Annotated in this window: 21 protein-coding genes; 9 read left to right on the top strand and 12 right to left on the bottom strand. The window is 42.5% G+C overall.

Going from position 1 to position 24,302, the window contains the following annotated elements:
• Nucleotides 1-315 precede the first annotated feature (315 nt).
• Entirely contained in the window at nt 316-1,182 is an 867-nt protein-coding gene (locus GTQ34_RS03515; RefSeq protein WP_166522368.1) for a sigma-70 family RNA polymerase sigma factor, read from the bottom strand.
• A 241-nt stretch (nt 1,183-1,423) separates the two neighbouring features.
• On the opposite strand from GTQ34_RS03515, the gene GTQ34_RS03510 reads away from it, so the two are divergent.
• Nucleotides 1,424-2,935 carry a DEAD/DEAH box helicase gene (locus GTQ34_RS03510; protein WP_166522367.1) on the top strand — a complete coding sequence of 504 codons (1,512 nt, stop codon included), beginning with the start codon at nt 1,424-1,426 and terminating at the stop codon, nt 2,933-2,935.
• A 124-nt stretch (nt 2,936-3,059) separates the two neighbouring features.
• A complete protein-coding gene (locus GTQ34_RS03505; protein ID WP_166522366.1) occupies nt 3,060-4,301 on the top strand; it encodes a glycosyltransferase in 1,242 nt (413 codons plus the stop codon).
• A gap of 5 nt (nt 4,302-4,306) precedes the next feature.
• On the opposite strand, the gene GTQ34_RS03500 is transcribed toward GTQ34_RS03505, so the two are convergent.
• The 7 genes from GTQ34_RS03500 to GTQ34_RS03470 all read right to left on the bottom strand — a co-directional run bounded on the left by GTQ34_RS03500 (nt 4,307) and on the right by GTQ34_RS03470 (nt 12,514).
• The gene (locus tag GTQ34_RS03500) at nt 4,307-5,920 is read right to left on the bottom strand and encodes a hypothetical protein (protein ID WP_166522365.1); all 1,614 of its coding nucleotides are present in this window, start codon (nt 5,918-5,920) and stop codon (nt 4,307-4,309) included.
• 150 nt (nt 5,921-6,070) lie between these two features.
• The gene (locus GTQ34_RS03495; RefSeq protein WP_166522364.1) at nt 6,071-7,135 is read right to left on the bottom strand and encodes a hypothetical protein; all 1,065 of its coding nucleotides are present in this window, start codon (nt 7,133-7,135) and stop codon (nt 6,071-6,073) included.
• 52 nt (nt 7,136-7,187) lie between these two features.
• Nucleotides 7,188-7,817 carry a hypothetical protein gene (locus GTQ34_RS03490; protein WP_166522363.1) on the bottom strand — a complete coding sequence of 210 codons (630 nt, stop codon included), beginning with the start codon at nt 7,815-7,817 and terminating at the stop codon, nt 7,188-7,190.
• Between the two features lie 45 nt (nt 7,818-7,862).
• On the bottom strand, nt 7,863-8,171 hold the full coding sequence (locus GTQ34_RS03485) for a hypothetical protein (RefSeq protein ID WP_166522362.1): 309 nt from the start codon (nt 8,169-8,171) through the stop codon (nt 7,863-7,865).
• A 171-nt stretch (nt 8,172-8,342) separates the two neighbouring features.
• Nucleotides 8,343-10,031, bottom strand: coding sequence for an N-acyl-D-amino-acid deacylase family protein (locus GTQ34_RS03480; protein WP_166522361.1), 1,689 nt, complete (start codon nt 10,029-10,031; stop codon nt 8,343-8,345).
• A gap of 72 nt (nt 10,032-10,103) precedes the next feature.
• Nucleotides 10,104-11,270 carry a metallophosphoesterase gene (locus tag GTQ34_RS03475; RefSeq protein WP_166522360.1) on the bottom strand — a complete coding sequence of 389 codons (1,167 nt, stop codon included), beginning with the start codon at nt 11,268-11,270 and terminating at the stop codon, nt 10,104-10,106.
• A 167-nt stretch (nt 11,271-11,437) separates the two neighbouring features.
• Nucleotides 11,438-12,514, bottom strand: a complete 1,077-nt coding sequence (locus tag GTQ34_RS03470; RefSeq protein WP_166522359.1) for an alpha/beta fold hydrolase — start codon at nt 12,512-12,514, stop codon at nt 11,438-11,440.
• A gap of 402 nt (nt 12,515-12,916) precedes the next feature.
• On the opposite strand from GTQ34_RS03470, the gene GTQ34_RS03465 reads away from it, so the two are divergent.
• A complete protein-coding gene (locus tag GTQ34_RS03465; RefSeq protein WP_166522358.1) occupies nt 12,917-13,759 on the top strand; it encodes a 1,4-dihydroxy-2-naphthoyl-CoA synthase in 843 nt (280 codons plus the stop codon).
• A gap of 374 nt (nt 13,760-14,133) precedes the next feature.
• On the opposite strand, the gene GTQ34_RS03460 is transcribed toward GTQ34_RS03465, so the two are convergent.
• Nucleotides 14,134-15,468 (bottom strand): serine hydrolase domain-containing protein, encoded by a 1,335-nt coding sequence (locus tag GTQ34_RS03460; protein ID WP_166522357.1) that lies wholly within the window; start codon nt 15,466-15,468, stop codon nt 14,134-14,136.
• A 48-nt stretch (nt 15,469-15,516) separates the two neighbouring features.
• Here GTQ34_RS03460 and GTQ34_RS03455 point away from each other — a divergent pair, with 48 nt between their 5' ends.
• From GTQ34_RS03455 to GTQ34_RS03440, 4 genes are read left to right on the top strand one after another with little or no spacing between them, the layout of a single operon-like run.
• Nucleotides 15,517-16,389, top strand: a complete 873-nt coding sequence (locus GTQ34_RS03455) for a pirin family protein (RefSeq protein ID WP_166522356.1) — start codon at nt 15,517-15,519, stop codon at nt 16,387-16,389.
• 47 nt (nt 16,390-16,436) lie between these two features.
• Nucleotides 16,437-16,865 (top strand): 3D domain-containing protein, encoded by a 429-nt coding sequence (locus GTQ34_RS03450; RefSeq protein ID WP_166522355.1) that lies wholly within the window; start codon nt 16,437-16,439, stop codon nt 16,863-16,865.
• A complete protein-coding gene (locus tag GTQ34_RS03445) occupies nt 16,862-17,521 on the top strand; it encodes a peptidoglycan recognition protein family protein (RefSeq protein WP_166522354.1) in 660 nt (219 codons plus the stop codon). Before GTQ34_RS03450 ends, GTQ34_RS03445 begins: the two co-directional genes overlap by 4 nt.
• Nucleotides 17,522-17,525: 4 nt before the next feature.
• On the top strand, nt 17,526-18,992 hold the full coding sequence (locus GTQ34_RS03440) for a M14 family zinc carboxypeptidase (RefSeq protein WP_166522353.1): 1,467 nt from the start codon (nt 17,526-17,528) through the stop codon (nt 18,990-18,992).
• Here the strand turns inward: GTQ34_RS03440 and GTQ34_RS03435 are convergent.
• From GTQ34_RS03435 to GTQ34_RS03425, 3 genes are all read right to left on the bottom strand, one after another.
• Nucleotides 18,989-19,156, bottom strand: a complete 168-nt coding sequence (locus GTQ34_RS03435; RefSeq protein ID WP_166522352.1) for a hypothetical protein — start codon at nt 19,154-19,156, stop codon at nt 18,989-18,991. The genes GTQ34_RS03440 and GTQ34_RS03435 overlap by 4 nt on opposite strands.
• A gap of 140 nt (nt 19,157-19,296) precedes the next feature.
• Nucleotides 19,297-20,244, bottom strand: coding sequence for a 3-keto-disaccharide hydrolase (locus GTQ34_RS03430; protein WP_166522351.1), 948 nt, complete (start codon nt 20,242-20,244; stop codon nt 19,297-19,299).
• 71 nt (nt 20,245-20,315) lie between these two features.
• On the bottom strand, nt 20,316-21,404 hold the full coding sequence (locus GTQ34_RS03425) for a vWA domain-containing protein (protein ID WP_166522350.1): 1,089 nt from the start codon (nt 21,402-21,404) through the stop codon (nt 20,316-20,318).
• Nucleotides 21,405-21,572: 168 nt separating this feature from the next.
• Here GTQ34_RS03425 and GTQ34_RS03420 point away from each other — a divergent pair, with 168 nt between their 5' ends.
• Nucleotides 21,573-22,034 carry a (2Fe-2S)-binding protein gene (locus GTQ34_RS03420; protein ID WP_166522349.1) on the top strand — a complete coding sequence of 154 codons (462 nt, stop codon included), beginning with the start codon at nt 21,573-21,575 and terminating at the stop codon, nt 22,032-22,034.
• 34 nt (nt 22,035-22,068) lie between these two features.
• Complete coding sequence (locus GTQ34_RS03415; protein ID WP_166522348.1) at nt 22,069-24,300, top strand: xanthine dehydrogenase family protein molybdopterin-binding subunit; 2,232 nt, start codon at nt 22,069-22,071, stop codon at nt 24,298-24,300.
• Nucleotides 24,301-24,302 lie beyond the last annotated feature (2 nt).

Below are 24,302 nucleotides of genomic sequence, written 5' to 3'. Positions count from 1 at the left end.
ATAAGAAAGACCCTTAAATCATAGCGCACCATGTTATACGACACCTACGGAGAAGAATATCTTAGCTTTTTGCAAGAACTCAATGAAATATTAAGTTTAAACGAATTGGCAGAATTGGATTACCTATAACATCCAAACCCAAATATTACCCTTATGAAAAACATGAACAACGAAAACACATCTTATTTGAATTTTATTCAAGATCTAAATGACATTCTTAGCCACTTTGAAATAAGACAGCTAAGCAACTCTTGAGATTTAAAGTGATTATCATAAAAAAGGGAGCAAAATTGCTCCCTTTTTTATTTGAATTAGCTATTGTCCCAGATAGGACTTCAGTATTTTGCTTTTAGAGGTGTGCCTAAGTTTACGAATGGCTTTTTCCCGTATCTGGCGCACCCGCTCCCTGGTAAGGTCAAAGGTGCTGCCAATCTCTTCCAAGGTCATCGACTGCTGGTCACCAATACCGTAGTAAAGTCGAACAACATCTGCCTCCCTAGGGGAAAGTGTGTCAAGGGCCCTGTTGATTTCTGTATTCAAGGACTGGTGCATCAACCCACGGTCCGGTTTTGGAGAATCCCCGGTGTTCAGCACATCATACAAACTGGAACTCTCACCTTCTTTTAAAGGAGCATCCATAGAAACATGCCGTCCTGTATTTTTTAAGGACTGTTTCACCTCGGAGACTGTCATATCCAGTTCCTTGGCAATTTCCTCAGCCGAAGGCGGCCTTTCATGGGCCTGCTCCAAATAAGAAAATGTCTTTTTTATTTTGTTGATGGAACCAATTTTGTTCAAAGGAAGACGAACCACACGGGATTGTTCCGCCAACGCCTGCAGAATGGATTGTCGAATCCACCAAACGGCATAGGAAATAAACTTGAATCCCCGGGTCTCATCAAAACGCTTGGCCGCTTTTACCAGACCTACATTGCCCTCATTGATCAAATCGGGAAGTTTTAGCCCTTGATTTTGATATTGTTTGGCCACAGAAACCACAAACCGTAGGTTTGCATTCGTCAATTTTTCCAAGGCGGCCTGGTCACCAGCCCTAATTCGCTGGGCCAGTTCCACTTCTTCTTGGGCAGTGATCAAATCAATCTTACTAATGTCTTGAAGATATTTGTCTAAAGATTTTGATTCTCGGTTGGTTACCTGTTTGATGATTTTTAACTGCCTCATATATAAATTTGGTTAAAAGTGATTATAGCTTACATTATAATGCATAAAACCTAATTTTCCAAGAGAGATTTGTTATTCTTATCAAAATATTATCAGCAAACCGATAGTGTCTTGTAAATCAGTACTTAACGAGTATGTTGATAGTATCTTGAAAGAATTGCATGCAAACCCCTGCTCTGAAGCCTAAAAATCATATAATTTTGTAAGGTTTGATAATTAAGGACCATAAACCCCTTTTCCATTGGAGGTAAAAAAAGCTGAGAACAAAAAAACACTGTACAGTTACCAGCAAGAAGATTTAAAAAAAATCTTTGAGCATATTAACAGACTGCCCGAGGGTACCAATATTTTGTACCAATTGCCAACGGGAGGAGGCAAGACAGTGATTTTTTCTGAAATAACCAGAAGATATATCCAACAAACGGGCAAAAAGGTCATGGTGCTTACCCATAGGATTGAGCTCAGTAAACAGACCTCCAAAATGTTGCATGGTTTTGGGGTAAGCAATAAAATCATCAACAGCGAGGTCAAAGAACTGTATGACCAAGACAACTATATGTGCTTTGTGGCCATGGTGGAAACCTTGAACAATAGGCTGCAGGAAGAAAAAGTGTCCATCAACAACGTGGGCCTGGTAATAATAGATGAAGCCCACTACAATTCGTTTCGAAAACTTTTCAAATATTTCGACGAAGCGACTATACTTGGAGTAACGGCAACGCCCTTGAGCTCCAATATCAAGTTGCCCATGAAGGACCATTACAAGCACCTCATCATAGGAGAATCCATTAAAGCCTTGATAGAAAAGGACTTTTTGGCCAAGGCCAAACTCTATAACTATGATGTGAGTCTTAAAACTTTGAAACTTGGCATTCATGGTGATTACACCGTAAAATCATCTGATGAATTCTACGGCAACCATAGCATGTTAGGTAAATTGCTAACAGCCTATGAGGAAATCGCCAAGGGAACCAAAACCTTGATTTTCAACAACGGTATCAACACATCGCTCTACGTATACGAAATCTTTAAAAAGGCAGGGTATAATGTGCGACATTTGGACAATAAGAACAATCCCACCGAAAGAAAGGAAATCTTGGAGTGGTTTGCCAAAACCCCGGATGCCATATTGACTTCCGTGAGTATTTTGACCACAGGTTTTGACGAACCCACGGTGGAATCCATCATACTAAATCGTGCAACACGCTCGCTTACACTCTATTTTCAGATGATTGGAAGGGGGTCGCGGGTACTTCCCCACAAAAAGGAGTTCAACGTAATCGATCTGGGTAACAACATTGCCCGATTTGGACCTTGGGACGCTCCCGTGGATTGGCAGGAAATATTCCACTTCCCGGATTTCTACTTGGAAAACATTAAAAATGATGAGGATATAGAACGGGAATTTGTCTATGAAATGCCAGAAGAGCTCAAAGCCAAGTTCAGCAAGTCCGAGAACATTACGTTTGATGTAAAGGAAGAATACAAAAAAACTTTTGCCCAAGGGAAAAAATCCAAGGAAGTTTTGGAACGCAGTATCGAGCAACATGCCCAAATATGTGTGGAGAACAGCGAGGATGTGTTCGATGCCCGTATACTGGCCAAAGAGCTAAAAGAGGAAATTGCTTATCGGGTGAAGCAATATTCCTATTGCATTATGAACAACACCAAAAATTACAAGGAATGGCTCGAGGAGGACTATGAGCGAAAATTGCGCTCCAGTATCTCCAAAAAGTTTGCGGCAATGATGTAAGCTGGATTATTAGAAATTGAGCTTAGCATTTGACACTCGAATTTTGAACTTGTCATTTGAACTTGAAAACTTGAGCTTAAACCTGTGTCAGTCCTTTGTGCTTCCAACTTCGTATTTTAACATCATGTCAAGAAAACTCCTTGTCATAGGCTATGTTTGGCCCGAGCCCAAGACTACGGCAGCCGGTCAACGGATGTTGCAATTGCTCCAAGCCTTTTTGGATTTTGAATATCAAATCACCTTTGCTTCCACGGCCTTAAAAACTCTACATAGTTTTGATCTAGATGACTTGGGCATCCAAACCGTAGGCATCAAACTCAACCATGCTAGTTTTGATACCTTTGTAAAAGCATTGAATCCTGACACGGTGATTTTTGACCGCTTTATGGTGGAGGAACAATTTGGTTGGCGGGTTGCAGAACAGGTTCCCAAAGCCTTCCGAATCTTAAATACTGAAGATTTACACTCCTTGCGGAAAACCCGTGAAGTATGTCACAAAAAAAGGGAGGAGTTTACGTTGGAAAAGTGGAAAGCCAACGACATCACCAAACGGGAAGTAGCCAGTATCTATCGCAGCGACCTGTCTCTATTGGTCTCCACCTATGAAATGGAATTGCTGATGGGGCAATTGAAGTTGCCTGAGCAAATTTTGATGCACCTGCCTTTTATGCTGCCAGAATCTACGGAGAAAACCATAGCATCTTGGCCTTCATTTGATGAGCGAGCTGGTTTTATAACCTACGGTAGCGGCAAACACGAACCCAATGTGGACGCTATAATCCATTTAAAGCAGACGATTTGGCCTTTGATACGTAAGGAGCTGCCACAAGCCACTTTAAAGGTTTTCGGGTCTTATTTCCCAAAACAGGTCCTGGAAATGCACAAACCGGAAGAAGGATTCCATATAATGGGTTGGGTCGATGATTTGGATAAAGAAATACAAAAGTCCCGCGTATGCTTGGCTCCATTGCGCTTTGGGGCCGGGATTAAAGGAAAATTGGTGCAGGCCATGAAAAATGGTACCCCAAGCGTGACTACAGTCATAGGTGCTGAAGGCATGATGCATCAGGACGCTGATTGGCCCGGAAGCATCATCAGTGCGCCCGAAGCTTTTGCCAGCGCAGCAGTGCAACTGCACCAGAATTACGAAGCTTGGCGGGCCGCCTCAGAACGGGGAAAAGAATTGATACAACAATACTTCTCGAAACGGCGTTGGTCCAAACAATTGAATTCCAGATTGGAGGAGTTGTCCACAAACCTAGACCCCCACCGTTCGGAGAATTTTATGGGGTCTCTGTTGCAGTACCATACCCTGGCAAGCACTAAATACATGGGCAAATGGATTGCGGAAAAGAACAGTAATTAACACTTCTATCTATTTAACACAATCCTTTGAACAATTTTTTTATGGCCATTCTCAAAAATGCAGAAATAAATCTTTCCAGGGCTTAGGTTATTATCTAAGGAAATGCTTTTTTCATGGATTCCTTTGTTCCGATAATCATTTAAAATTTCTTTAATAACCTGATTCTTCTCGTTAAGTATGTAAATTTTGGAAGGACTCAAATTATTAAAAACACTATACCTAAAAGTGGTCCAATCTTTAATGGGATTAGGATAAACCATAAACATTTCTTCATTATCCATAAGTGCCGGGGCTGAGGAAGCAAATAAATTCAGGGTGTTTATTTCGCAATAATTATCATTACTGCCTCCATAGTTATCAATGAAAGGATGATTTTTAATGGCCACTCTAACTCGGTAAACTGAATTTTCCCTTAGTTGCCCATTAATGGCATATGTTGACAGGTCCACTGTTTTATTCTTTTGAATAATAGTAAAAACATTGTTTGCATCATCGGTATTTTGAAAGCGAAATTGATAATTCCAATTGCTTGGAAGATCACCATTTGTGCCGATAGTTGGGATTTCTTGTGCCGTAAGCGAGAGGTTATTATATGTCAAGGTTGTCGAACAGTCTGAGGATATTAGTTTAATGAACTTTCTTTTTAAAGCTGAATCATCAAATATTTTGAAGTCATCCCAATATAATGCTATGTCATTACTGAATTTTTCCAATTCCTTCCACCATACATACAAATTCATAGGGTTCATATGAGTGAACCCATCAGGATCTTGGGTTGGGGTAGGATGATGAGTATAATTGTTTATATTGAAAATTTCATTTCCGCTTGATTTCAACTTGAACATACCATCGATATCATCTCCCTCTTTCAAATAAACATCAAGTGTTATCCATTCTCCAATAGGGATACTATATGTTTCATTTGTTTCACTCCATATTGGTGTCCATTCATTTTGACTGTTTTTTACTAGACCTTCAACTTTAAAGTTAAATTCTTGACTTCCCTGCTCTTTGACAAGTTTTAATGAAAGGCCGAAAGGATCTGGGAAATTTTCTATCCAACCGGGATTATTAAAAAACTGTGCTAATATTAGGTCTCCATCGTCACCGATTGTAATATTTTCATTCTCAGCAACAGAATCAAATATTGCAGTTGGAAGAAACAAACGTATTGAATAATGAAAAATGTCAAATCCAGTCCCGTCGAGATTACTGCCAACATGGGAATTATAGTAGCTAGGCTGCACCCTTCCCTTAACACTATCTATATAAGCTTCTTTAATCCAAAATTTTAATACGGTATTTGAAGGATCTAGAGGGTCTGGTACCAATTGAGCACGTCTCTGTGCGGCAGTACCCATGTCATAACTAACGTTGAATTGATCAAAATTGCCAAATGCATAATTATTGACCAATACATTTTGCCAGTCACTAGGCCACCAAACAGTATTATCAATGCCTTGAAAAATAGCACTGTTGTAAGGTAAGGATGTATTATTGTTTTGGAAATTTTGAACTACTAGAGTATTGGGCTCAAATCGAGACCTGAACAGAGGCGTGGTTTGTGAAAAGGATAAAAAAAAGTTGATTGTAAATAAGAAAACAAGTAGGTTTTTCATTGTTCTGGATTTAGTTTAAAATTTGGGACATTTAAACAAGTATATCATAAATCTACAACAAAAAATCTAAACTGCTATAAAATATTCCCTCAAAGCAAACGCTTAATTCTGTTCAAAATCAATAGGACTGAATTAGCGTTCTCTCAAAATTCAACGGGCTTTGATATATGCCTCAACCGAATCGGCACCCAAAGCCTTTAATTGTTTTGAATGGTCCTTTAACAATTTCAAAGCGATTTTGTTGATTCTTTTTACAGGGATTTGTTCCCATTTTTCAAGATCTGATTCAAAGTCTGAAACAAAGATCTTATCGGATAACATTCGAATTACGGTGTAATTTGCAAATGCATGGGCAAAAGAAGTATCGTTTTTGGCATTGGTTATGAACTTGTTCACTATATCGTGGGTGGTTTCTTTGGTCAACGACAGTTCCGTCAACTTTGCCCTATATTCCAAATCGATCTGTTTTAATTTGGGAAACAAGGTATAATCCGAAAAATGCTGCCCCTCATGGGAAACGTAGCTTATCAAAAATGCCTCCTCATCCTTGGGACCATAGGATTCCTCCACACAGAACAATTTGTCTTTCATGGCCCATCCGCCACTGAAGCTATGCCCAAAAGTGGTATAGTGTGACCAACCGTTACTTATAAAACCCCGCATAAAAACCACAGGGACCTCAATCGTCTGCCCTTCCGGTAGGTCTATACTATACGCTTTTTCCTCTTGCTCTTTCCAAAGATAGAGGTCGTACAAATGCCCTGTTTTTCCAATTCCAATTCCGAAGGTATTCCTAGATATGAAAAAATCCTGAAACAAGGTGTAATAATCCCTTTGTATTTTCTCAATCGTAAGCTCAGGCTTGTAGTTCTTTTTTAGAAAGTGGATCATCTCACCCCTAAAAATGCTGTCAACCAATTTTTGTGGTACATTTTCAACAAGAACAGACCGCCAATAGTGCTGAAAGCGGTTATACAAATCAACCAACACAACATCATCCGTATTATAGTCAAAGTCTTCACATTTGTATAGGAAGCGTTCGTGGTATTTTTTTTTTTTGTCTCGCTGCTTTTCAGTCAAGGAATTATTCTCGGTCACATCCAGTATTTCAAAAACAGCATTCATGTTACCCCTTAGGGCATAGGGATAGATTTTCTCAAAATTGGTGCTATCAATTTTTGGAAGGGTCTCTGTTGCAGTACCATACCCTGGCAAGCACTAAATACATGGGCAAATGGATTGAGGCAAAAAACAAAAACAAATCGAACTAGTCTGTATTTTCCAAAGAATAAATCCCTGTTTTTTCAATAGGGGGCAAGTGACCGGTACTATGGGAAAGCATCAGGTATTTTCCTTCTTGGGATTTGATTACGGCTTTGGTTTGGCTGCTGTATTTCATCCCGCCACTGCTCATCATGGTCATCTGCACGTTCACGTAATAGGGCATTCTTCCTAGGGTGTAGGTAAATGAAGCTTCATATTCTTTGGGGACACGAATGGTATAGAGGTGGGAACCATCATAATCGTCGTAGCGTTTGTCAATTACCTTTCCCAGAACAAAGTTCTGTTTGGTAGCAAGTTTGGTAATAGTAAAATTTTGGTTTTCATCGATGTCGAACTTGTAATGGATGTCATAGAACGGAAAGTAATTGCTTGCGGAATATCTAATTTTGCCGTTGCTGGCATACATATATCTTTCCCCGACACCAGGGATAATATTTATGCCTCCTTTGAAATCCTTCACATATAATTCTGTAAAGGCAATGGCCCCCAATTTCTGTACAAAGAAGCGGTCTGGATTAATGTTGCGTGCAAGTGTTAAATACCACAGGACACCCAAAAGCAACAGGGCCAAGGCTACATAAAGCATTAGTTTTAGATAAGAGGGTTGGGACATGATTCCAAAACTATTAAAAATCTTAAGATTATCCGTTTCCGCTTATCACTCAAACCTGATTGCCGTGATGTTTTCTCGTTTCACTTTTTCGGGATTTAACCCCATAATGCCGTCTTTGCACTTTGTACAGAACAACCCATGTTCCTGTCCATCATGGGTGCCAAAATGGGAATGTATTTCCACGATATCGTCATCCATTTCAAAACGTTCCTTCGTTTTTTCCAAATTGGTGAAAACACAGTCAAAATAAACCCATTCCCTGCAATTTTTGCTCCATGCCTGCCCTCTAAAGTTTTCTCTGATGTCGTTTTCCAACAATTCTTTTTCCAAGGGATATAGATGTTCACAAGTCATTTGCTATAGGTTAAGTTCGGATGGACAAGGTACAAAATCGGAACCTATACCATCCTTTCGGATAGCTTTGTCGGTTTAGCTATTGCAAAACACGAAAAAAGAAAACTTGAAATTTTTGGGTATGGTATTTACCGATGCCAAATATCGTTCTAGCTACATTTTTCAATCAAGCTATTCCGAACCGTGTTTCCATCCCGGCCCATAAACCACCTGTCCAGGAAGTGCACCTGTGTGTTCCCCATCTTTTAGTACCTGGGTACCGTTGACAAATACGTGCTGCACGCCGGTGGCATATTGGTGCGGTTTTTCAAAAGTGGCATGGTCTTGAATGGTGTTTGGGTCAAAAATGGTAATGTCGGCATAATTTCCTTCGGTCAATTCCCCGCGTTTTTTGATTTTCAGGTTCGCGGCAGGTAGCTTGGTCAGCTTATAAATGGCTTCTTCCAACGAAATCACCTGCTCATCCCGAACATACTTGCCCAGTAAACGGGCCACATTGCCATAAGCTCTGGGGTGCGTACTGGATTTTAAGAAAACGCCCTCGGTGGCCAACGATCCTGCATCGGAGCCAAAACTCATCCAAGGAAGGGCTATTTGTTTTTTTACGTTGTCCTCGGACATTAAAAAATAAATGGTGCCCACACGACTGCCATCCTGTACCACCAAATCCATAGCAGTTTCTTCCGGGGAAATCCCGCGCATTTCCGCTACTTCTTTCAGGGTTTTCCCTGTGAGGTATTTCAAGGAGTCGTTCTTAAAGCCTACCAGCAACATTTTACTGGGATCCCCTGCAGCCTGCATCAAACTTTCCCACGCATCGGTGGGGGTGGTCATTTCTTGAAGCACTTGCTTTCTAATTTGTGGGTCCTGTAATCGCTCGGCCCATTTATCGTACCCGCCTTCCTGAACCCACGGCGGCATGGCAGCATCCAATCCCGTGGCTCCAGCCACATAGGTATACATGTCGGCAGTAATGTGCAATCCGGCCGCACGGGCAGAATCCACTTTGGCCACCACAGCATCCAATTTGCCCCAGTTTTCTTGTCCACTTTGTTTTAAATGGTAGATTTCAGCTCGAATATCGGCCTTGTCCGCTATCTCGATAAGTTCATCCAAACTCTCCAGAAGCTTGCTGCCCTCACTTCGCATATGACTGATGTACATGCCATCATATTCCGAGGCCACCTTGCAGAGTGCTATCAACTCTTCCGTGCTGGAATAAAAAGCGGGGGCATAGATCAACGAACTGCCCACACCCAGCGCGCCATCTTCCATGGCCTGCTTTACCAGCAACTTCATGGAATCCAACTCTTGCGGAGTAGGGGGTCTGTCCTCGTAACCTACGGTATGGATCCTGAGCGTGGTGGCACCTACAAAAGAAGCCACGTTGGGCGAAATACCCTTTTCGGTCAAATGTTCAAGGTACTCGCGCAATGTGGTCCAGGGAATGTCGTATTTAATGTCGCCCTGGTCTTCCAAAGAAGCTGTTCGCATTTTTTCATTCATGGGGCCCATGGACCAGCCTTCGCCAAATACCTCCAAGGTTACCCCTTGTTTGATGTCGCTCATCGACCGTCCGTCCTCAATTAGGGATTCCACGGCCCAGCTGAGCATGTTGATAAAACCAGGAGCGACCACCAAACCGGACGCATCAACTTCCAATCTGCCTTTATCGTTTTTCAAATCCCCGATTGCCGCAATGGTATCTGCATTGATGCCCACATCCCCGGTAAATGAAGGTCCGTTGGAGCCATCCACAATACGGCCGTTTTTGATAAGCACATCAAAAGTTCGTTGTTGTTGACATGCTGATAAAAACATCAAAAAAAGAACAAACGTGGAAAGACGGAGCGTATTCATATGGTTAGTAATCAATAGTTTTCTATTTCGATTTCCACCTAAGTTCGCCCATTTTTTTGAGGCTACAAAAGGTCAAGGAAAATTTAAGGCGACGAATGTACTGGAAACAATTTCTCCATTCTTGACTTCATATAGGGTAAAGCCCGATCGTATCTTAAAGCCACTGGATTCAAACGAATCAGGTCGGGTAATGGCCGATGTTTGCGCAAAGCGTGTCCCGGAACCGACAAGCTCGCCTTCCTGGGCTGAGTGGTAATGCCCTGAAAGGGCCAGTGGATAGGGCAGGCCGCCAATCCGTTTTTTAACCTCCTCAAAATTGTACACAATATGCCTGTGTTCCAAATTTCCCTCTTGCTTTAGCAGCTGTGGACCATAGAATATATGGTTTTCAAAATTTTGAAAAGAAAAACCAGGGGACACAAAAGGGATATGATTGAAGGTAACGATGGGCGTATCTTTTGAAAGGGATTTTAGGTCTTTTTCCAGCCACTGGAGTTGCAGCGAGTCGACGCCGCCAAAATAATAGAGGTTTTGATAATCCACCCCATCAATGCCCACAAAATGTACGCCGCCATGATTAAAGGAATAATAATTGGGTCCCAAGAAATGTCGGTACATTTTCTTCCCATAAAGTGGATGTTCCTGGCTCACCAAGGATTTGTCCCGCTCAATCCCAAAAATTTCATGATTGCCCACCGAGCTATATACTGGCACGGTAAACTTCCTAATTTCATCCAAATACATTTGGTAGTAATTGCTCGCGGTTTCCTCGTTCACCCGCAGGGCATCCCGAATCAGATCGCCGGTAACGATCACAAAATCCACCCCAATGGAATCCACCATTTCCCGAAATCGTTTCATACGGGGAAGATTCAGGGAATCGACATGGGTATCTGAGGCATGGATAAACCGGAAATGGGTCTGGTCCCTGTCCTTTTGCAACGGAAAGCTGACCTTGGAGGCCTTGGGCAGGTAATAGTTTCCCGTATATCCATTCGGTTTGGCAATAAAAACATAGGGCAGATCGGTGGTAGACCTTAGGGTAAACGAACCATTGCCATCGGTAATAGCGGTATCCACTTGGTCTGAAACCACCACTCCCGAAATGCCCTTTTCATTAACCTCATGGATACCATTGCCATTGGTGTCGGCAAAGACAATTCCTGATATTTCCAGGTGTTGCGGGTACAAGTGAAAACCCAACAAAAGGGTAGCGAAGAGAACCAATATTTTTTGCATGATTTAAAGCTAACAAAAAGAACAATAGAAAGGCCCCTAATTTTTTTTTTGAATCTAAGGGTTAAGAAGCGGAGAAGTAAGTTTCGTTATCGGCCCTGAGTAAAGCATCGCTTTAGTGTGCTTTACTTTTTGTTATCTGCTTTATTGCTTTTTGTTTTGTCAGAAAATTAGTTTGGCCTGACCTCTTTTAAAACATGGTTTATTAAGAATTCTTCATATTTCACTTTTTCTTCCATCATTGGGAGATGTGCTGAGTTCTCAAAAATGATAAGCTTTTTACCTTTTTCCGCATCTAAAACATTGTAAAAGCTTTTGACAAGGATTGTTGGAGTTGCCATATCGTATTTTCCTTCAAAGAAATATGTAGGGACTTTCACAGACTTGATTTCTGCTGTCAAATTAATACTCCTCATTTCATCCCACATAGCATCGGATGTGAATGCAAACCCTTTATTCATAATGGTTGCAAATCCCTCTGACAAGCTATATTCCGGGGAAGTTAAAAAATTGAGTGCCAGAAGTCCTATTTTATAAGAGCTGCCACGCAGTACTCCCCCATATTTGAAAACATAGTTGTCTTTTTTGTTGACTTCGGACGTTGATTCATATGGTGGTGGCCCCAGCGATTTGATGGTATTTATTTTTTTTGTATCTCCGGTTTTGGCGGACTCCTCAACAATATATTCATATGAAATTCTTTGCTGTTCAAAGTCGTTGATGATTTGCGCCACACCTACATAAGCATGTATTTTTTCAGGATATTTATAAGCCGTTTTAATTCCTATTATTGAACCTCCGGAGTGCGCTACCAGAAACACTTTTTTTACATCAAGCCTTTTCCTGATGTGATCGATTAACTCATTGCAGTCTTCTACCAATCTGTCAAAAGACATTGATTTAATCGGTATATTTCTGTGATAGGATTTACCTGCTCCGCGTTGGTCCCAATGGACGATAGTGAAATGCTTGATTAATACAGCATCCAGTTTGCGTGAACTCGACATGCCAAACAATGGAGCACCAGGGCCACCGTGGAGAAATACCAATACCGGATTATTGATGTCCTCACCTCTAATGAAAATCCATTGTTTTATTTCTCCCAATGTTATTTCTTCCAGCGAACTGATACCATTGGGTGATTTAATTTTTGTAGTATGCTTTAAATAACTCCTGTAGACAAGTAAGCTCGCAACGGCAAGTACCAAAAGGAATGCTAAAACATACACCAACCATTTAATAACCATCAAAACAATTTTCGATTAATTTCTCTAATGGCAGATAACAATTAAGCTAAAAATCGTTTTAATTATTATTTAGCTGAACCTAACGAAGTTCGTTGAATTTTCTTTCAAAATCAAGGGCCTTGACTTTCGGTTATCCATTTTTTTCAACACCCGTAGTCATTTCGATAGGAGTCCCGGCTTCGGGCGGGACGATTGAGAAATCTGGATGTTGTGGAGGTAGGGGGCTGCCAAGGAATGTTTTAAGATTTCCCATAAGATTTCTCACGGATCCTTCGCAAGGCTCAGGGCAAGGTTCGAAATGACTTGGGAAAAGACTTGAGATTTCTCATACGCACTCCGCTCGGCTCGCAATGACGATGATTTGGAATTTCCGTTACTTTGTGGTTCACAAATTTGCAACACATGAAATCACCCAACTGGCAAACCGCCATGGAATTTGAAGACATTACCTATAAAAAATGTGATGGTGTGGCCCGAATTGCGTTCAACCGGCCCAACGTGCGCAATGCCTTTCGACCCAAGACCACCAGCGAACTCTACAAAGCCTTTTACGATGCGCAGGAGGACACCTCCATTGGTGTGGTTTTGCTATCCGGTGAAGGACCTTCCGCCAAAGATGGAAAATGGGCGTTTTGCAGTGGTGGCGACCAAAAAGCCAGGGGCCATAAAGGTTATGTGGGCGAAGATGGCTACCATCGATTGAATATTTTGGAAGTGCAACGCTTGATTCGGTTTATGCCCAAAGTGGTGATTGCCGTAGTACCTGGTTGGGCCGTGGGTGGGGGGCATAGCCTTCATGTGGTCTGTGATATGACCTTGGCCAGTAAGGAACATGCCATTTTTAAACAAACCGATGCTGATGTCACCAGTTTCGACGGAGGCTACGGGTCGGCTTATTTGGCCAAAATGGTTGGGCAGAAGAAAGCACGGGAGATTTTCTTTTTGGGCCGGAATTATTCCGCGCAAGAAGCCTACGAAATGGGGATGGTGAATGCGGTGGTCCCTCATGAGGAGTTGGAAGCTACGGCCTACCAGTGGGCGCAAGAGGTTTTGGCAAAGTCACCCACGTCCATAAAAATGCTCAAATTCGCCATGAACCTTACGGATGATGGTATGGTAGGGCAACAGGTCTTTGCGGGCGAAGCCACACGGTTGGCCTATATGACCGACGAGGCCAAAGAGGGCAGAAATGCCTTTTTGGAAAAGCGCAAGCCCAATTTTGGGAAAAACAAGTGGATTCCGTGAGTCAATTGGCAATTTACAATTCATAATGAGCAACGTTCAATTTGCCATTCTAAAAGTGCAAAGCATTTGAAGAATTTATACTTAAATGAAGGATTCAGATTCTTCGCGCTGCTCAGCATTACAAGGATTGGCTATTGGTTGCCACATCGAGCGCAGTAGAGATGCGGCACCTTTCTTCAGGATAGCCCTAAATTGAAAAGAGCCTTGCCACTTGGGTCAAGACTCTTTTACGAGAACACTATATGAAAATGAAAAAATTTACTTGCGAATTAATTACATGGTAAATGTACCACCGACCTTCCCATAAATGAAATTATTGTTGTGAAGTGCCTTTTTCTTGTGGTTTACCGCCAGTTTCAGTAGCTCTGCTCGATTTACGGTACACTTTTTACGACAGCTGACAGGAATGCATTTGCATCAAAATCGGGTTCTTCGGCCAATCCGGTACGTACTATCACCAAGTCCTTAGACGGTATAATAAAAATGTGTTGCCCCTGATACCCATTGCAGGAAAATAAGTCTTTGGGAACATCGGGATAATGCCCTCCAGCATTGAGGTAAAAATGGGCGCCGTACCTTTCATTGGAGTTTTCGGTAGGTGTGCTGATGTAATCTACCCAAGAGGCATCAAAAAGCTGTTCTCCGTTCCAATTACCACGGTTCAAATAGAGTTGTCCAAAACGGCCCCAATCGCGAGTACTCGCCCAGGAGTAGGAGGAACCCACATAATTTCCCACTAGATCCGCCTCCATAACCATAGAATACATCCCAATTTTATCGATAAAGGCTGCGTAAGGAAAATTCAAATACTCTTGATGACTTCGGAACTGCTGTCTTAAAATTCCAGAAAGCAGGTTGGTGGTGCCCGAAGAGTAATTCCAAATCTCTGTTGGTTGGGCGACCAAAGGTTTCTTTTTTTGGGCTTGGGTCATATCGCTTTCCAAAAAGAGCATGCGGGTCACATCGGAGATTTTGGTGTAATCTTCTTCCCATTCCAAGCCGCTTTGCATCCGAAGCAGGTGGTTCAAAGTAATATTCTTGCGCTCGTCGTCTTTCCAGTCCGCAATGGGTGCCGGCCAATCCATTTCCAATTTTTTCTGATGCTCCAAAATTCCAAAACAGGTGGCCAGGACACTTTTGGTCATGGACCATCCCAAAACGGGCGTGTTGGGAGTAAATCCGTCGATATATCGCTCTGTCAAAAGATGCCCTTTATAAAGAATAAGTACTGTTCGTGTTTTTTGGGTCTCTGGATTCGCAAATGCAATTCCAATGGCCTTGTTCAGTTGGTCCATATCCACTCCACTGAAAACCGTATCCTTCGGCGGGGCTTGTCCGTAAGGGTAAGGCACCGTGTCCAAGGGTTGGTTCCGGATGGGTTTTGGGATGTCTTTGGTTTCATCATAATCATCATTAATCAATACCGTTCCCAATCCTTCCCGATATAGAGCCTTGCGCTCCAAAAGTCCGTAGACCGAAGCGGAAGCGATTTCCTGCTTCGTATCAATCTCAGTTTCTGCCAGTTTTACCAAGGGCACATTGTTGTCATTTTGAGATAGTGATGCTTCGGAACGACCAGCAACAAATACCCCCGAAGCCATGTTTTTGGCAGCGTAGCCCGCAATAATGTTCAATTTGGGATAATTGAGATATACCAAAACCCCAACGGCTGCCACGAGTAGGATCAGAATGCGTTTAAATAGTTTCATGGTTTAAGATTTGTTGTAAATTATGGGCTAAATATAAAGAAATACCTCATGTCCAACATCGGATTGATTATTGAAGAGCGCAGTCGCGATATCGGTGATTTTTTAGTCGGCCGATTGATTCCCTTTCGGAAGAAGCGGATGATAGGTCCTTTCATTTTTATTGATCATATGGGACCGACCCAGTTGGGGCCCGATAAGTACATGGATGTGGACCAGCATCCCCATATTGGGCTTTCCACTCTGACCTATATGTTGGAAGGCGAATTGATTCATGAAGATAGCATGGACACCCACCAACGCATCCGCCCGGGTTCTGTCAACTGGATGACCTCCGGAAAGGGCGTGACCCATACCGAAAGGACCCCGAAAGACCTCAGGGATGGAAATACATTTACGGCCCACGGCTATCAAATCTGGGTCGCTTTGCCAAAACATTTAGAGGAAATGGAACCGCAATTCCATCATATTAAAGCAGACCAACTTCCCCGATGGAAAGATGAAAGTGCCAAATTTACGTTGATTGCAGGGGAGGGGTATGGTAAAAAGTCACCTGTGCCTGTACATTCCCCATTGTTTATGGTTGAAATAAAAAATCAGGATTCCTATATCTTAAATGTGGAAGAGCGGCTGAAGGGCGAGATTGGTATTTGCATTGTGGAAGGGACCATTGAAGCCTGCGGCGAAACTGTGGAAAAAGGAAACATCTTGGTGTCCAAGGTGGAAGATACCTGTAAAATCATCTTACAGCCCAATACGCATTTGCTACTTTTTGGGGGAGAACCCCTTCCGGAAGAGCGCCATATTTATTGGAACTTTGTTTCCTCGAGCAAAGAAAGGATTGAAAAGGCCAAAGATGATTGGCGGAACAAATCCTTTCCCATGATGGAACAGGACAAATCATATGTTCCCTTGCCCAGGTAATTTTGAGGAATCTGTATCTTTATAGAACCAACCTATGTACTGTCCTTTTGAAAAAAGCATACCTTTTGATTGTCCTTTTGGTTTCCTGTTCACAGCCACAGTCGGTTGAAAACTCCAAGTTTGAATGGATAGGGCATGAGGTTATTGCCTCGGCCTACAACTCCGTGCCTTGGCAAACGGACAGTATCAGTCCTGCTATTGCAGCTTGGGGGGATACCCTAAAACCGGGCATGAAAACTATTGCGGTGTCCAGAGATTTGATCAAGATGGGGCTTACACACAACACCATGGTCAAAATCGATACCTTCCCCGATACATTTTATGTAAAGGATAAGATGCACTACCGATGGCGGAACCGCATTGACATCTACATGGGTGAGGATGTGAAAAAGGCCAGGCAATGGGGCAAAAAGCGGTTATTTATTTGTTATGCAATTCCCAGAGATACTACCTTTGTTAAAAATGAAACAAAATGAAGCGCGGCATACTGCTTTTGATGATAGTTTTTCTTCTGGTTTCCTGTGCTTCAAAAAAAGAGATTGTCCAAATTCCAATTCTGTTTAATGAAGAACGGGTGGAACTTACCAAAGAATACTTGTCGCAGCGATACAATTTGGAACAAGATTCGCCGGAAATTACGCCCAGTATGATTGTTCTGCACTGGACGGCCATTCCTTCCCTAAAAAAATCTTTCGAAGCGTTCAATAGACCCACGTTGCCCAACTGGCGGCCCGATATAGAAAGTGTCAGCGGACTGAATGTTTCCGCGCATTTTTTGGTGGACCAAGATGGCACCATTTATCAATTGATGCCCGAAACCGTTATGGCAAGGCACACCATTGGATTGAACCATTGTGCCATAGGCATTGAGAATGTGGGTGGGACCAAAGAATTGCCATTGACCAAAAAACAGCTCAAGGCAAACATCTATTTGGTAAAACAATTGGCTTCTAAATATCCTATTGAATACGTTATTGGCCATCAGGAATACACCCAGTTTGAAGGCCACTCGCTGTGGTTGGAAGTCGACGATGGGTACCGCACCGAAAAAACAGACCCCGGAATGGAATTCATGAACAACGTTCGAAAGGCTACCAAAAGACTTAATTTTAAACCTGTTCCCACAAAATAATCTTATGATAAAACGACTTTTCGCGTCACTGATGTTAATGGCCATAATGCCCATGACCGCTCAAGGTGATTTCACAAACCAACTCTATGCAGGCTACGAAGATTTTAAAGAGCCAACACTTGATAAAAGAAGGATTAAACACCAACAACTTCAACCCTTGATTACGAGTTACCGTAGCAATCCCAAATTTGAAGTGCAGCAGGTCGGGGAGTCCATTGAGGGGAGGGATTTGCATTTGATCAGTATAGGTTCAGGGGATATCGATGTTTTTTTGTGGTCCCAAATGCATGGGAACGAACCAACGGCAACCCAAGCAATTTTTGATATTCTCCGTTTTTTGGATGCTGAAGCGCTCCAATCCGAAAAGGAGGAGATCCTATCAAGGCTCAAACTACATTTTTTGCCCATGTTGAATCCTGATGGGGCGGAGGTGTATGAACGCAGAAATGCGTTGGGTATCGACATCAACAGGGATGCCTTGCGTTTGCAATCCCCGGAAGGCAGGGCACTAAAACGGCTTAGAGATAGTCTGGAAGCTGATTTTGGATTCAATCTACACGATCAAAGCACGTATTATAATGCAGAATTGACCGATAAACCAGCTACCATCTCCTACCTGGCCACGGCCTATAACTACGAAAAAGACATCAATGATATCCGGGCCAATGCCATGAAGGTAATTGTTTACATGAACAATATCATCCAAAAATATGCTCCAGGACAAGTGGGGCGGTATAGTGATGATTTTGAACCCCGGGCCTTTGGTGATAATATTGCCAAGTGGGGCACAAGTCTTATTTTGATAGAGTCTGGTGGTTATGCCAATGATTTGGAAAAGCAAGAAATACGAAAATTGAACTACGTGTCCATTCTTTCTGCATTACATACCATTGCCAATGGGGATTATAAAAACATTCCTGTTGAGGACTATGAAAAAATACCCCGCAATGACCGTAAGCTGTTCGACCTTAAAATTGAAAATGCCACCTATGAACTGCTTGGAAAAGACTACATTTTGGATTTAGGCATTCACAGACAAGAAATTGATAATGATGGGCATGAGGACTTCTACAATAAAGGTGTTATTGTGGATCAAGGCGACCTGTCAACCTACTATGGCTATGAAACCTTTGATGCTTCAGGCTATGAGATTGTGGCGCCAAAAGTATATCCAGAAAAAAGTAGGGTAAATACCGGGCAAGATTGGGAAAAATCCAAGGATTTTCTAAAAATGGGCTATGCCTATTATAGGTATGATTTTTTGCCTTCCGCCCCTTACGTCGAAGAGCCAAGGAATTTGGTTTCAGAATCTTTCAATAAATCCAAGTTCAAGCTCCAGCCGGGGGTCAATGCGACTTTCTTTTTACGAAAAGAAGGTGAAATCACACATGCCGTTATCAATGGATTCTTACTCGATTTATCAAAACCTATCAATGGGCAGAACTTTGGAAACGCACTGATTTATCGTTAGTATCCAAATTGGATATTTCCACTGTAACCATGTACCAGCAGCACTACAAACATAATCGCAAGGGTAAAAACAATGGACATGAAAAGGGAAAGCACTAAATTTTGATATCCTTTGGATAAAGGCCCTATGGCACTATTCTGAATTATTTCTTTGATGACATCCATGACATTCTTTTTAAGTTCATACTTTGTTTTGGTCTTAGGATGTTCTTAGTCGTCTATAAATAGAACACCTTTGCAGTCTTAAACCCTACTTATCAATGTCATTGCCTAAAGAAGAAGCTGGAATCTGTATGTTAGGACGACTAGTCTCTCAATGGAGTTAGGATGATGTTCCGGAACTTGATCGGTCCATGATCTCCCTGAATCATGATTGGCCCGGGCTCACCTTCTTTGCTATCCAAGGCACCCCCTGTAATTCCCGGTATGGTACGATCGCTGATTACGGTTTTACCATTGGCCACCACGGTAACCCTTCTTCCAATCAAAGTGATATCATATGTTTGCCATTCTCCGGCAGGTTTGGCCGCATTTTCGTTAGGCTCCAAAAAGCCATAAATCCCGCCAAAATAAATATCCATGGGCACAAAGCCATGGTTGTCCTCAATTTGTACTTCGTAACGGCCACGAAGATAGATGCCGCTATTGCTGCCTTCCGGATATTGAAACTCGATGTGCAATTTAAAATCTTCAAATTTTTGGTCTGTAATGAGGTTGGAACCAGATTCGGGATTGACCAAAATGCCATTCTCTGCTTCCCATTGATTCTTTTCTCCATCCACATGCCATCCTGATAAATCCCTACCATTGAACAACTCAATGGGTTTGTCCCATTCTACATTTTCTGGATATACCAGTTTAGGGGCACGGGTTCCAGTCCATTGCGAAATAGAGCCATCAGTGTAGATCATTGTTCCCTTTATGTTGTCATTTTCCAATTGCCCATGAAATATCATATGTCCACCTTTGGGTTCCCACTGTCTCGGAATACTGAAGGTAAATCGGTCATCACCAAAGATTTTGATTTCGGCAATAGGTCTGGCGCTTCCAAAAGCAAAGACAAACCTGCCCACTAAGGTCTCATGCCCGGAATATCTGATTTCCAACCAGGATGGAACCGTATTGCCCTTAAATTTCATTTCCAGGTCCCACCGGCCCTCGATAGGGCTTAATTTTTGTGATAGGCCCTGAAAAGAAAAACAAAACATTAGAACAAAGAAGAAAACAAGAGTGTGTATTTTAGTGGATAACATGGATTTCATTTTTTAACTTGTTCAATATACTGAAATATTGAAAAGCATCTTTTAGAAAGTCAAAAAATCCATTACTGGCATCCTCCTGTAAATCCATTGGCATTGAATTCGGTCTGTACCGCCCCGCTCAAATTATTGTACTGCAGTTGAATTATCAAATTATTGTTGCCGCTGCCATCCCGCTTTGGAGTACAGTATTCAAAAAGGTAAAAACTACTTGCCAGCTCGGAGACACGCTGTGAAATTTGATTGAAAGTGGTTTCCAGTTCTTCTTTGTTGCCAGCAAACACACTGGCTGTTTTACCAATATCTGCCAAGACATCGGCATCGATTTCTGAACCAAGACCAATAGTGAAATAAGAGATATTGCGGTTGGCATTTGCAACGGCATCCAGTGCACTTTCTTCAGAATAGCGAGAGGCTTGGTCCGTACCATCTGTAAACAAAACAATGGAAGCAGCACCAATCCTGGAGGCATCATTGCTCGCCTGAATAAGGTCTTCCGCAATGTCCGTGGATTTTATTACAGCTCCATATAAATCTGTTGAAGGATCACCACTTATGTCGGCAGTAATGCCATCAATGGAATTCTTGAGCGCCACTGAGGAAGAAGTCTGAGGCTGCAAAAGATGAAGAACATCCTCACCATCGAACCAATAAATGGCCATGGAAAAAGCTTCCGTTTCTGGATTGGGCATGACATTGTCCACAAAACTGGAGGCGGCACTTTTCAATTCTGTCAAGCTACTTTCCAGTACGCTGTTGCTTAAATCCAAAACAAGCAAAGTGGTATTGCTGAAAACTTGGGTGTTCGGTGATATTCTGGCCTGTGATTCTGATGAGGAAATGGTATTGAAACAATCATCGTTCCTCCCTTGTTCATAAACCGTGAATTGATTTGCTGTTAGTCCAGAGATAGGATTTCCCATGAGGTCAGAAACCTTAAATAGGATAGAAACCTTACCGGGCAGGGTAGTGAATTCATCCTGAATGGAAAGTAACAGCTCATTGTCTTCAAAACCAAGACACCTATCTGGCTCTTCCCCCAGGCCCAGTTCTCTTTGGTTGATATCAAAGCTTACATCGTCATCGGCATTGCCACAAGAAGAAAGTAAAAGCAAAATAAGCAGGGCTGCACCATAAAGGAAAGCGTTTTTCATTTTCAATAGTGTTTGAGGTTCTTCTTGCACAACGCTCAATTTGAGTGAAAATTATATGACGAAGCTCGAATCCTTTTAAAGAAACGTTAAAAAAAATAGGTCGCTGTTAAAAAAAATACATTGCAATCAATTTTTGGTAACTTCAACAAGTAATCAATTCAAAAACCTATGCCAACGTATCAAATCAAAGTAAACGGGGCTTCCAAGACTGTGGATGTGGCGGAAGACACTCCTGTATTGTGGGTGCTGAGGGACCATTTGGACCTTGTGGGCACCAAGTATGGATGTGGAATTGGGCAATGTGGTTCCTGTACCATTCACGTGGATGGAACTGCCATGCGCAGCTGTTCGCTGACCATGACACAAATCGATGGAAAATCCATTACCACTATCGAAGGCCTCTCAGAAAATGGTGACCATCCTGTACAACAAGCTTGGAAAGAGGTGGACGTGCCCCAGTGTGGTTATTGTCAAGCTGGTCAAATCATGACCGCTTCGGCTTTCTTGGCTCAAAATCCCAACCCTTCAGAAGAAGAGGTCAAAAATGCCATGCATGGTAATATTTGCAGATGTGCTTCCTACACGCGAATTAAGAAGGCAGTTATGATTGCTTCGGAGAACATGGATTAGTAATCCTAGCTTTTTATACCCAAAAACAACAACAATGTCAACACAAAATAACAATCTTAGTAGAAGAGCCTTTCTTCGCAACTCTTCCTTGGCAGGAGGAGGTATGCTCATAGGCTTTAACCTTTTTCAGGCGTGCAAACCAAAGGTCATTTCGGAACCCGCAATTGATTTGGCAAGTCTGGATTATAATGACTTCAATGCTTTCATCAAAATTGCGGACAATGGAGCAGTCACCATTTTTTCACCAAATCCAGAAGTAGGGCAGGGGGTAAAGACCTCCATGCCCATGATCATAGCAGAGGAGTTGGATGTTGCTTGGAAGGATGTGCATGTGGAACAAGGCATTTTGGATACAGAAAACTACACACGTCAGGTTGCTGGAGGTAGCCAGTCCATCCGTTTTGGTTGGGATGCCTTGAGACAAACCGGAGCTGCCGCAAAACAAATGTTGGTATCGGCGGCGGCGGCAAAATGGGGCGTGGACCCATCTGAATGCTCCGTAAGTGAAGGGGTGATCAGTAATGCTGCTGGAGATACAATGGGCTATGGCGATGTGGTCAATGAGGCCGCTCTTTTAGAAGTGCCCGAAGACGTTAAATTAAAAAGTCCCAAAGACTATAAAATAATAGGTAAGGACGCCCCCAATGTTGATATTGATGAAATTATCACGGGAAAACCACTCTACGGATTGGATTACAAAGAAGAGGGAATGGTATATGCTGCGGTGGTTCGCCCGCCCGCCTTTGGTCACAAACTGGTATCGTACGATGCTACTGAGGCCAAGGCCATGCCGGGAGTTATCGATGTGTTCACTATTGGTGAAAAACTGCGTGGATTGAAAGAAGAGGTTCCCAGAATCACCAATATTACAAGCGACAGTGATAAGGTTGTGGTCATTGCCAATTCAACATGGGAAGCCTTGAAAGCCAAAAACGCCATAAAAGTGGAGTGGGAAGAAGCGAGCAAAGCGGAAAGTACTGCCGAACACGACAAAATATTGACCGATCTTCTAAGTGGCAATACGTTTGAGACCAAACGTTCCGATGGAAACATAAATAAAGCTTTTGCTGAAGCCGATGAAATCTTGGAACGCACCTATGAATCCCCGTTCCTGCCCCACAGCTGCATGGAGCCCATGAACTTTTTTGCCGATGTGACAGACGAAAAGGTGCGCTTGATTGGTCCAATACAAACTCCAGAGGGAACCGCCGGTTTTGTGGCTCAAATGTTGGGTCGTGATCCCAAGGACATTCATTTGGAAATGACCCGAATTGGTGGCGGTTTTGGAAGAAGACTTTACGGTGACTTCGCCATAGAGGTGGCCGAAATTGCGGATAAAGTTAGAAAACCGGTGAAATTGGTCTTTTCCAAAGAAGATGATATGGAAGATGGGGTTTACAGAATGGCCATAAAATATCGAATAAAGGCCGGGGTGAAAGATGGAAAGGTAACCGCCTATCATTTGAAAGAAGCCGCGGTAAACTCCAATATGTATGGATTGATACCTAATTTCTTCCCTGCAGGAGCGATTGAAAACTACCAAGTGGATACTGCATCTTATGATAGTAACATCACTACTGGTGCATGGAGAGCGCCTTATACCAACTTCTTGGCCTATGCCGAGCAAAGTTTCTTTGATGAGCTGGCCGAATTGATGGAAGTGGACAAAATACAACTGCGTTTAGACCTTTTGGATAAGGTTAAACCTGAAGAGGATGAACGCATCCAATATTCACCAGAAAGAATGAAAGAGGTGATTCGGGTTGCGGTTGAAAAATCGGGCTGGGGCAAAAAACCAGACAACGTATACCAAGGTTTTGTAAACTATTACTGCCATAATACCCACGTAGCTGAAGTAGCCGATGTTGAAATCGAAAACGGCGAAGCCGTGGTGAAGAAAATTACTTGCGTGGTTGATTGCGGAATCGTAGTGAATCCCTTGGGAGCACTTAACCAGATTGAAGGTGGTGTATTGGATGGAGTAGGGCATTCCATGTATGGTGAGCTCACCTTTGAAAATGGCAGGCCTACGGCAACAAATTACGATAGGTACAGGTTGTTGCGAATGCGGGAAGCACCTGAAGTGGAGACTCATTTGATTCAAAATGAATATTCGCCTACCGGTCTTGGAGAGCCTACACTGCCACCGGCGGGAGGGGCTATTGCCAATGCTTTCAGTGCAGCCACTGGAAACCGGCTTTACAAACAGCCATTTGCCAAAACACCTGAACTTTTAAAAGCACCCGCTAAGGAAATTATTGGTTGAGT

This window comes from Flagellimonas ochracea (assembly GCF_009903685.1).
In the GTDB taxonomy this organism is placed as follows: domain Bacteria; phylum Bacteroidota; class Bacteroidia; order Flavobacteriales; family Flavobacteriaceae; genus Flagellimonas; species Flagellimonas ochracea.
This window is presented reverse-complemented; position numbering and strand designations above follow the sequence as displayed.

What these genes read in the sequence shown, in the direction of transcription:
- GTQ34_RS03515 (WP_166522368.1), bottom strand. Translation starts at nt 1,182, where the DNA reads ATGAGGCAGTTAAAAATCATCAAACAGGTAACCAACCGAGAATCAAAA.
- GTQ34_RS03505 (WP_166522366.1), top strand. Translation starts at nt 3,060, where the DNA reads ATGTCAAGAAAACTCCTTGTCATAGGCTATGTTTGGCCCGAGCCCAAG.
- GTQ34_RS03500 (WP_166522365.1), bottom strand. Translation starts at nt 5,920, where the DNA reads ATGAAAAACCTACTTGTTTTCTTATTTACAATCAACTTTTTTTTATCC.
- GTQ34_RS03490 (WP_166522363.1), bottom strand. Translation starts at nt 7,817, where the DNA reads ATGTCCCAACCCTCTTATCTAAAACTAATGCTTTATGTAGCCTTGGCC.
- GTQ34_RS03485 (WP_166522362.1), bottom strand. Translation starts at nt 8,171, where the DNA reads ATGACTTGTGAACATCTATATCCCTTGGAAAAAGAATTGTTGGAAAAC.
- GTQ34_RS03480 (WP_166522361.1), bottom strand. Translation starts at nt 10,031, where the DNA reads ATGAATACGCTCCGTCTTTCCACGTTTGTTCTTTTTTTGATGTTTTTA.
- GTQ34_RS03475 (WP_166522360.1), bottom strand. Translation starts at nt 11,270, where the DNA reads ATGCAAAAAATATTGGTTCTCTTCGCTACCCTTTTGTTGGGTTTTCAC.
- GTQ34_RS03470 (WP_166522359.1), bottom strand. Translation starts at nt 12,514, where the DNA reads ATGGTTATTAAATGGTTGGTGTATGTTTTAGCATTCCTTTTGGTACTT.
- GTQ34_RS03465 (WP_166522358.1), top strand. Translation starts at nt 12,917, where the DNA reads ATGAAATCACCCAACTGGCAAACCGCCATGGAATTTGAAGACATTACC.
- GTQ34_RS03460 (WP_166522357.1), bottom strand. Translation starts at nt 15,468, where the DNA reads ATGAAACTATTTAAACGCATTCTGATCCTACTCGTGGCAGCCGTTGGG.
- GTQ34_RS03455 (WP_166522356.1), top strand. Translation starts at nt 15,517, where the DNA reads ATGTCCAACATCGGATTGATTATTGAAGAGCGCAGTCGCGATATCGGT.
- GTQ34_RS03445 (WP_166522354.1), top strand. Translation starts at nt 16,862, where the DNA reads ATGAAGCGCGGCATACTGCTTTTGATGATAGTTTTTCTTCTGGTTTCC.
- GTQ34_RS03440 (WP_166522353.1), top strand. Translation starts at nt 17,526, where the DNA reads ATGATAAAACGACTTTTCGCGTCACTGATGTTAATGGCCATAATGCCC.
- GTQ34_RS03435 (WP_166522352.1), bottom strand. Translation starts at nt 19,156, where the DNA reads ATGGATGTCATCAAAGAAATAATTCAGAATAGTGCCATAGGGCCTTTA.
- GTQ34_RS03430 (WP_166522351.1), bottom strand. Translation starts at nt 20,244, where the DNA reads ATGTTATCCACTAAAATACACACTCTTGTTTTCTTCTTTGTTCTAATG.
- GTQ34_RS03425 (WP_166522350.1), bottom strand. Translation starts at nt 21,404, where the DNA reads ATGAAAAACGCTTTCCTTTATGGTGCAGCCCTGCTTATTTTGCTTTTA.
- GTQ34_RS03420 (WP_166522349.1), top strand. Translation starts at nt 21,573, where the DNA reads ATGCCAACGTATCAAATCAAAGTAAACGGGGCTTCCAAGACTGTGGAT.
- GTQ34_RS03415 (WP_166522348.1), top strand. Translation starts at nt 22,069, where the DNA reads ATGTCAACACAAAATAACAATCTTAGTAGAAGAGCCTTTCTTCGCAAC.